At 59.4% G+C, this 7,618-nt stretch carries 9 protein-coding genes and 1 pseudogene; 6 read left to right on the top strand and 4 right to left on the bottom strand.

All coding sequences use genetic code 11. The annotated features are described in order from the left end of the window. Positions 1 to 38: 38 nt before the first annotated feature. Both NKI95_RS33665 and NKI95_RS33670 read right to left on the bottom strand, forming a co-directional pair. Positions 39 to 701: a transposase gene (locus NKI95_RS33665; protein ID WP_352722148.1), complete on the bottom strand. Its 663-nt coding sequence runs from the start codon at positions 699 to 701 to the stop codon at positions 39 to 41. A 311-nt stretch (positions 702 to 1,012) separates the two neighbouring features. Beyond that, a pseudogene (locus NKI95_RS33670) lies at positions 1,013 to 1,199 on the bottom strand (IS21 family transposase); the annotation flags it as partial. 813 nt (positions 1,200 to 2,012) lie between these two features. Here NKI95_RS33670 and NKI95_RS33675 point away from each other — a divergent pair. The 5 genes from NKI95_RS33675 to NKI95_RS33695 all read left to right on the top strand — a co-directional run bounded on the left by NKI95_RS33675 (position 2,013) and on the right by NKI95_RS33695 (position 6,385). Then, a complete protein-coding gene (locus tag NKI95_RS33675) occupies positions 2,013 to 3,782 on the top strand; it encodes a CocE/NonD family hydrolase (RefSeq protein ID WP_352722149.1) in 1,770 nt (589 codons plus the stop codon). A gap of 312 nt (positions 3,783 to 4,094) precedes the next feature. Beyond that, positions 4,095 to 4,823: a LuxR family transcriptional regulator gene (locus NKI95_RS33680; RefSeq protein ID WP_352722151.1), complete on the top strand. Its 729-nt coding sequence runs from the start codon at positions 4,095 to 4,097 to the stop codon at positions 4,821 to 4,823. 91 nt (positions 4,824 to 4,914) lie between these two features. Further along, positions 4,915 to 5,541 carry an acyl-homoserine-lactone synthase gene (locus NKI95_RS33685; protein WP_352722153.1) on the top strand — a complete coding sequence of 209 codons (627 nt, stop codon included), beginning with the start codon at positions 4,915 to 4,917 and terminating at the stop codon, positions 5,539 to 5,541. A 33-nt stretch (positions 5,542 to 5,574) separates the two neighbouring features. Then, positions 5,575 to 5,832, top strand: coding sequence for a transcriptional regulator domain-containing protein (locus tag NKI95_RS33690; protein WP_352722155.1), 258 nt, complete (start codon positions 5,575 to 5,577; stop codon positions 5,830 to 5,832). 40 nt (positions 5,833 to 5,872) lie between these two features. After that, positions 5,873 to 6,385 carry a DNA -binding domain-containing protein gene (locus NKI95_RS33695; RefSeq protein ID WP_352722158.1) on the top strand — a complete coding sequence of 171 codons (513 nt, stop codon included), beginning with the start codon at positions 5,873 to 5,875 and terminating at the stop codon, positions 6,383 to 6,385. Here NKI95_RS33695 and NKI95_RS33700 read toward each other — a convergent pair. Continuing rightward, on the bottom strand, positions 6,380 to 6,673 hold the full coding sequence (locus NKI95_RS33700; protein WP_352722160.1) for a DNA -binding domain-containing protein: 294 nt from the start codon (positions 6,671 to 6,673) through the stop codon (positions 6,380 to 6,382). The genes NKI95_RS33695 and NKI95_RS33700 overlap by 6 nt on opposite strands. 116 nt (positions 6,674 to 6,789) lie before the next feature. On the opposite strand from NKI95_RS33700, the gene NKI95_RS33705 reads away from it, so the two are divergent. After that, positions 6,790 to 7,035, top strand: a complete 246-nt coding sequence (locus NKI95_RS33705; protein WP_352722162.1) for a helix-turn-helix domain-containing protein — start codon at positions 6,790 to 6,792, stop codon at positions 7,033 to 7,035. Between the two features lie 398 nt (positions 7,036 to 7,433). Here the strand turns inward: NKI95_RS33705 and NKI95_RS33710 are convergent. Next, the coding region (locus tag NKI95_RS33710; protein ID WP_352722163.1) for a transposase domain-containing protein at positions 7,434 to 7,618 on the bottom strand (185 nt) is incomplete at its 5' end.

The following is a 7,618-nucleotide window of genomic DNA, read 5'->3' on the forward strand; positions in this document are numbered from 1 at the left end:
CCCGGGCCGAAACGCCGTTCCCGCCCGCCGTGCCTCAATTACCGTGCCATCAACCGAACAGGACTCACTATGAAACAATTGCCTTGTCCTTCGGCCGTCGCGGCCGTGCCGGAAGAACGCCGACGCCATAGTGAGATGCCATCATGCCGTAGCTGCGGTTGATCTCGGGATCGTAGAAGCTGGCACGACTGACGCCCGACTTCAGATTGTCGGGGACCACGAGTCTGGGAACGCCCATGAAAAAACCGAAACATCCGGACATGGGAGCCAATCCAGTCGGGGAGCGTTTGCGTCCAGGTGGCCTCGGCAAAGGTGTAGCTGGACGCACCCAGCACCGCCACGAAGATCTCCGCCTCGCGGATCTCGCCGGTCTTGCGATCGACAATCGGGATCTTCTTGCCGGAATAATCCACGAAGACCTTGTCGCCGGCCGCATGCTCCTGGCGCATCGTCGGTGACAGTCGCTGCTTAAATCCCCGCAGAAGTTCACAAAAGCGACTGTAGCCATATCCGTCGGGATGCGACCCTCGATACTCCTCCCACAGGATGAGCAAGGTGACGCCGGGCTTCTTGAGCTCGACGGCAAGATGGGCCCAGTTCGGCTCTGTGCGCCGCCGCGTGCCCTGTTTGACGCCATTGCGAGCGAAGAGTTTGTTCTCAAGCGCGTCATCGGTCAGCTCGCTTGGCAGGGGCCAACTCAACCCGATTGCCGCTGCACGCCGCAGATTATCCTGCACCGTACTGCAGCACGACCGCAATCTCGCGGGAGCTGGTCCCGCTTCCGGCAAGCCGAAGCATTTGTCTCAACTGTCTCATGGTCAGCCTTCTCTTTGCCGGCATCAAAATGTCCTCGTTCATCGCGAGGTAATTGATGCCAAAGTTGCTGACCCAGGAGGTAATCTTCAGTGCCGAAAACTGGCCGGTCTTTGGTTGGAACTGTGGCCGGCTTCATACCGGAATGGTGGCCGGTGTTTGATCGGAATGGCGGCCGGCTTCACGTCGGAATCCGCACCTTGTAAAGCGCAGCCTCCAGAACCGCGTCGCTGACCTTTCGCCGAGCGGCCAGGAAAGCCCCGCCCTTCCGCACGCCGCAGCGTCTCGCGCACCGTCGAGGGCGCCGCCCCCACCCGATACGAGATCGCCTTGTGGCCCAGTCCCTCCGCAAATCGATATCTCAAGGTCTCGCGGACACGCCGCATGCTCAGTCTCTCCGCCGCCATCTCGGTCCTTTCTCGGCAAGCCAAAGAAAGGACCTTCACCGGCAGAGCACCCAGTCCAAACACCCGCCTCGGGGGCGGAATAATCTCGGAATCAGGCGGCGGCTATTTCTCGGAACGCGGGGGCGGCATCATTTCGGAATCAGGGTCGGCATGCCTCGGAATTTGCAGCGATATCGCGGCTTGTTGCCGATCGCGCTGTGGGGTCGGACTGCGTTGTACGACACGACGACAGAACGCCCACGGGATCGCCGAGAAACGAATCCTAGGGCCGGATATTCATGGGGTGGTCGAGAAAGGCTGGTAGAGAGGTTTTCCGTTGCAGCCCCTCTGGTCGGAGATCCGATCAGTGTCGTGAGATTCCAGCCTGGATGTTTGATCGGGCGGCAAGTGCCGCCTGGCAGGTGTGCCCCGCTCTCATGTCGATATTGCTGCGCAACGCGCCTTGGCGACGCTGCTGGAGGATGTAGCACCCGCTTCGGGTATCCCAGCGCAGATAAGAGACTCAAGCGCACATTGGGCTCTCACGTCGTCGCCTGGATAGCTAAGCCGCGATTCGACCATTTCTGTTATGCGATAGGGGTTGAGCAACCGCGAAGACGCGGAGCCTTTGAAGACTATCCTATACGCAAGAAGGCACAGCGGTATATCCACCGCGGGCCGCACCTGAGAGTAATATTGTTGCCCATACGCGATCAATATATGCCCAAATGATGTTGGACCCGATGCGCGTTAGGCGTCAAGTTCCTAACGACCAGCCGTCTTCGGGTTGAACGCTGGAATAGGGAGAACTGTATGGGCTTTTCATCTCAAGGGACGTTAGATTCGATCTTTAGCCTCGATCTCGATCTTACTGCTGACAAGCACTGTGAAGTCGGTCCGCCGAAATCAACTTACGTTACCATGCGCGACGGCGTCAGGATTGCTTTGGACGTCGTCCGACCATTGGGCGATGACGCGAACACCAAACGCGACACCATTCTGGTGATGACCCGCTACTGGCGGGGGGAAAAAGACGGTCCGCCCCATAGGGAGGCGAACTTTTTTGTCCCGCACGGCTATGCCGTGGTCGTTGGAGATGTTCGCGGCACCGGTGCATCTTTCGGCGTGTGGCCTCATCACCGTTCGCGCGCCGAAACGCTGGACTACAGCGAAGTGCTCGACTGGATCGTTGGGCAGCCCTGGTCCAATGGTGGTGTGGTCGGGTATGGCGTGTCCTACACCGCTATGACGGCGGACTGGATGGCGGAGCGAAACCATCCGGCGGTGAAGGGCATTATACCCCGGTTCGCCGACTTCGATCCCTATGAAGAGACCTGGTTCCCCGGCGGACTTCCCAATATGTACTTGCAGCGAAACTGGGGCAACAGGATCGCAGGTCTCGACCGCAACGTGCGAAATTTCTTGGGCGAGCAGGCGGGCGTGCGTCCAGTCGGGCCGAGCGGCGAGGCAGATCTTGCTGCGGTCCTGCGCGATCGCGAGGGCGTGCCGTCAGTGTGGGACGCTTTTCAGCAGGTGACGTTCAGGGGCGATCGTCCCGCGGCTTGGGGTGGAGCCTCCATGTGCGACTGGAGTATTCAGGACGTCGCGGACCGGGTCGATCGCTCAGGCACCCCGATCCAGAACTGGGCGGGCTGGTTCGACGGCGTCACAGCGCAGTCGTCCATTCGTCGGTTCCTGAGACTGTCAAATCCGATGAACGTGATCATCGGTCCGTGGAACCATGGCGGCGACCATGCCTACGATCCCCTCCGCGAGGCCGATGAGGTGATTCTTCCAACTAGGCCAACGCAGCTGGCCAACGACATCCGCTTCGCCGACGCCTGCTTCACAGGCCAGGCCGCCGGTAAGCGGGGGAAGAAGATCCTCCATTACTACACCCTCGGGGAGGGCGCCTGGAAATCGACTACCTCTTGGCCGCCCCCGGCAGCTCGTCGTCGGTGGTACATGGCAAGCGGCTTCCGCCTGAGCTCAGCACCCGAGGACGCAGGCTTCGACTCGCTGCAGGTCGACCCTCTGCTGGGGGACGTTACCTCCAACCGATGGGTCACCAACGGCTCGGCTTGCAAGGTGGATTATGGAGATCGGCGACAGTTTGACGCCGCTCGCCTCGCCTACACGAGCGAGCCGTTGCCGCATGACGTCGAGATCACCGGACATCCTATCGCCTACCTGAACATCACCTCGACCCGCGAGGACGGTAGCTTCTTCGTCTACCTCGAAGGCGTCAAGCCGGATGGCGAGTCCTATCATTTGACGGAGGGTCAGTTGCGAGCCCTGCACCGGAAGGTGTGGACCGAATCACCGTTCAGCGCGCTCGGACCGCAGCATAGCTATCTGAGACAAGACGCCGAACCGCTCGTTCCGGGCGAGCCTGCCATCGTGACGTTCACGTTGCTTCCAATCTCCGCCCGTCTCCCTGCGGGTCATCGCTTGAGGGTGGTTCTCGCCGGCAGCGACACGACGACGTTTGCCAATGTGCCCGCCGACGGCGCGCCGCCGTTGCTAAAGTTTCATCGCGGCCTGGAAGGCTGTTCCATTGACCTGCCGATAATCGAGCCCTGAGCATAAGGTCATATTGCTCGATGATCATCAAAAAGGAATTTAGGTTTTCGTAGGAATGTGTGGATTTGCAAGAGAAGCCACGCTCCGCTTGATTGCTTATCATCTGTGCAATCAACAAAATGCTAACAGATGACGCTGGAATGAGGTCTCGGTGTCGACAAGAGCGCCGTCGAAGCACATATCGCCCTCCCAAGGCGCACCGGCCCGGCACGGAGCTCAGTCTCCGGCCGGGCCTTCTACCCAGAATGGCTGCGCATTGGCCGGCCCGTCTTGGCTCCTTTGTGAGGGGCCAGAACTCACTGCAGTTTAGCTATGCAAGATGCTTTCCATAGATTTGTAGAGCAGATCGCAGACAGCGCTGACGCGACGGACCTGCGCAACGCTCTGGGCGAGATTGCCTCTTCGCTCGATTTGCCGTCTTTTGCCTATCTTTTCCCTTCGCTTGGCAAGGGCCGCAAGGTGCGCCTGATTTCCACCTACCCTCAATCCTGGACATCTCACTACCTTCACAGTCGGTATGAAAAGATTGACCCGGTTATCCATCAGGCGCGTGGTGGTCAGGAACCATTCAACTGGGATGCGCACGGTGCTGATCTCGAACTGTCGACGCAGCAGCGACAACTGATGGATGAGGCGACGCAATTTGGCATTCACTGCGGCTTCACGATCCCGATCCATGACAGCACCGGTACTTTTGCAGCACTGACCTTCGCCTCCGATGAAAGGCGACCACTGTTCTTCCGCCTGATTAACCGATATGACCGCGTGCTGCAGCTCATCGCGATCTTCTTCCATCTTCATGCCTGTCGCAAGCTGGCCGACGGCAGGATCGTGGATGGCATTGCCCTATCTCGAAGGGAAATCGAGTGTCTGAAGTGGGCGGCTCGCGGAAAGACGGCGTGGGAGATCGGCCGCATCTTGGGAATCAGTCGGCACACCGCAGCCTATCATCGGGATAACGCCAGGAAGAAGCTTGGCGTGAAGACGGTTATTCAGGCGGCCGTTCGGCTTGCACTATCCCGGCCATCTTTCTTCACCTGATCTCCAAAACCTGGGCACATACACAGGTTGTATCAAGTCCGGCCTTTGCCTTCAATCGCAGGTGTTATCCATGCGAGGGAGAAAGGCCATCATGATGCAGTTGATCACGCCGGATTGCTACGCTGAGTTCAGCGACGAGCTCGACCAGATGCACCGCTTGCGGTATCGCGTCTTCAGGGATCGACTTGATTGGGACGTTTCGTTCAGCGGCGGCTATGAGGTCGATCCGTTCGACGGGCTTCGTCCCCACTACCTATTGCTGCGTGCGCCCGCCGGACGCATCGACGGCTGCGTGCGCCTCTTGCCGACTACAGGACCGACGATGTTGCGCGATAGCTTCCCCGCTCTCCTTGCTGACCGTTCAGTGCCGGAAGATCCGCGGGTTTGGGAAAGCAGCCGTTTTGCGCTTGATCTGCCGCCTTCCGCGCCCAAACAGGCGGGCATCGCAATTGCCACCTACGAGCTGTTTGCCGGAATGGTAGAGTTTGGTTTGTCACGCGGTCTGCGCAGCATCGTCACCGTAACCGATCTGCGCATAGAGCGGATCTTGCGTCGCGCCGGCTGGCCACTCGAACGGTGGTCCCATCCGCAAACAATTGGCAACACACGTGCCGTTGCCGGATATCTCGACGTCTCGACAGAGAGCTTGGAAGCCCTCCGTCGCAATGGCGGGCTCAAGGGCCCGGTGCTGTGGACACCGGTCATGAAGATCGCCTGAGCCTGGAATCCAACCCTTTCTGGAAATGATGCAATGGACGAAATAATACCTGGCCCTGCCTGGCCGGACAGGCAAGATGATGGTGACTATGGCTATGTCGAGCGGCTGACCAGCCGAGGCTGGGCCTGGGAATTCCTCAGGCGCAATCCGGACTTCCAGAAGGATCTGGCGAACGCGCTACGCGGTGCCGAACGCAGGAACGCCCGGTCCGTGGACATTATCAACCTGCCTTCGAACACTGTTGATCTCTCGCGGTGGGGCCTTCTGTTTTGCAAGCTCTATCGAAACTGATGCGGGCGTCTACTGGTGCCCCAGCGAATGTCCGCAGGTTTTGCTCCTTGTTGCCGAACATGCGGCGCCGCCGCGCGGGATGGATGTGCTCGATTTCGCCGCGCGCTCCTGCCGCATCTCTATACTCGTCACGCTGGACGGGCAGCAGCACGTCTTAGTCGAGGATCGTGGCAGGAGCTTGCAGCTGGCTGTTTCCGGCGCGAGCCTCCTTGAACCTGCGCGATTGACGTCCACCGTCTTCTGGCCGCCTGAGGAACTAAAGCAGCGTCTGAACGGGCTGGAATGTCTGAACGGCCTCTGGTCGACCGGAAGGCTGCCACCGAGATTGTTTCCGGCCGAGCCCCGTCGCTCGCGGTTGCGCTGGGTCTTGCGTGCGCTCGACGGCTCCATTGCCGGCGCGCCGCATCGCGAGATCGCTCTCGCTTTGTTCGGCAAAACCCGCGTCGAACGCGACTGGGCCGATCCCGGAGACCATCTTCGTGATGGCGTGCGCCGTGCCGTCAGACGCGGGCGCTCGCTCATGAACGGCGGGTACAGGCGGTTTCTTCTATAGCAAGCGCCGCCTTTTGGTTTCTTCTGGCAAGAACAGCTCTTTGTACCCCGAGGTCACCAGCCAGTGCGCTCGCGCGAGATGGCTGCGAACCGCCTTTCGAGCGCGAGCTGGCTCTCGCACTGGATCAATGCCCAATATCGCCTGCGCCATCTCTTCTTCGCTGGCATTGCCGGCGCATGCGTCTATGAGTCTCAGATAGATCCTGAAGTGCTCATTGTCATAAGCGGTCAGGCTCTCCGCCCAGGGGACCTCGTCGGCAACAGCAGGTTGGAGCAATCTGTCTTCCATCTCATATCTCGCTATGAATTATCCCGCGTCCGCCTTTGACTGGACAATATCCTAAAATGGGATAATCCGAAACTGGGATTAGTCGGTGAGCCAGTTCTTCCTGGCCGGTTCGTCTGATGCCGAAATCCCTTCGATCAGCTCGCCAGCGCCGGCTGCTACAACGGCTGGTTGCGGCGCGCAAAACCAAAGGGGTCACCCAGACCCAGGTTGCTGATATGCTGGGCCGCCCACAATCCTTCGTGGCCAAGTACGAGGGTGGTGAACGTCGGCTGGACGTAATTGAGTTTCTCGACGTTACCGAGGCTCTCGATATCGATCCTTGCGAGCTTCTGGCACAAATGCGTCGCTCTCGTGACCTATAGGTGGCGTCGCACTTTGTTTGGGTGTCAAACTTCACGATTTACGTTCTTGAGTTCTCGGGTCAGCGGGATTTGCCCTCGCTAAAGTGATGCCGTGCAGCCGCTCCCCTTTGTTGTCTCTGATTTTTGTAGAGAATCCTCCGTGGTGAAATCCTCGACAAGAGGGTGGCTTCTCGTGCATGGAAATCCGAGAGGTCTTTGCCCGCAATCTGCGTAGGCATCGCCAAAAAAGAAATTGTCGTAAGAAGCGCTGGCGCATCAGGCTGGCGTCGACCGAACATATGTCAGCGCACTTGAGCGCTCTATGCCGCCAGCATTGATATGGTGTAAGCGCTCATTTCCCCGCACGTCGACGGCCCTTGCAACAGCTGATCGCTTTCAGACGGACGCGTCCGAGCGGATCAGGCTGCAGCGGTTTTGAGGAAGTTGAAGGGCAGCAGGTCGTCGATGGCTGCGTTCTCGGGGCGCTGAGGTAGTTCAGTGAGGACGTGGCGCAGCCAGGCTAACGGCTCGACGCCACAGGCGCGGCAGGTCAACATCAGGCTGTAGATGACGGCGCTGGCCCTGGCTCCGTCGACGGTATCGC

Origin of the sequence: Mesorhizobium sp. M0306 (genome assembly GCF_040321655.1) — a bacterium.
GTDB lineage: Bacteria > Pseudomonadota > Alphaproteobacteria > Rhizobiales > Rhizobiaceae > Mesorhizobium.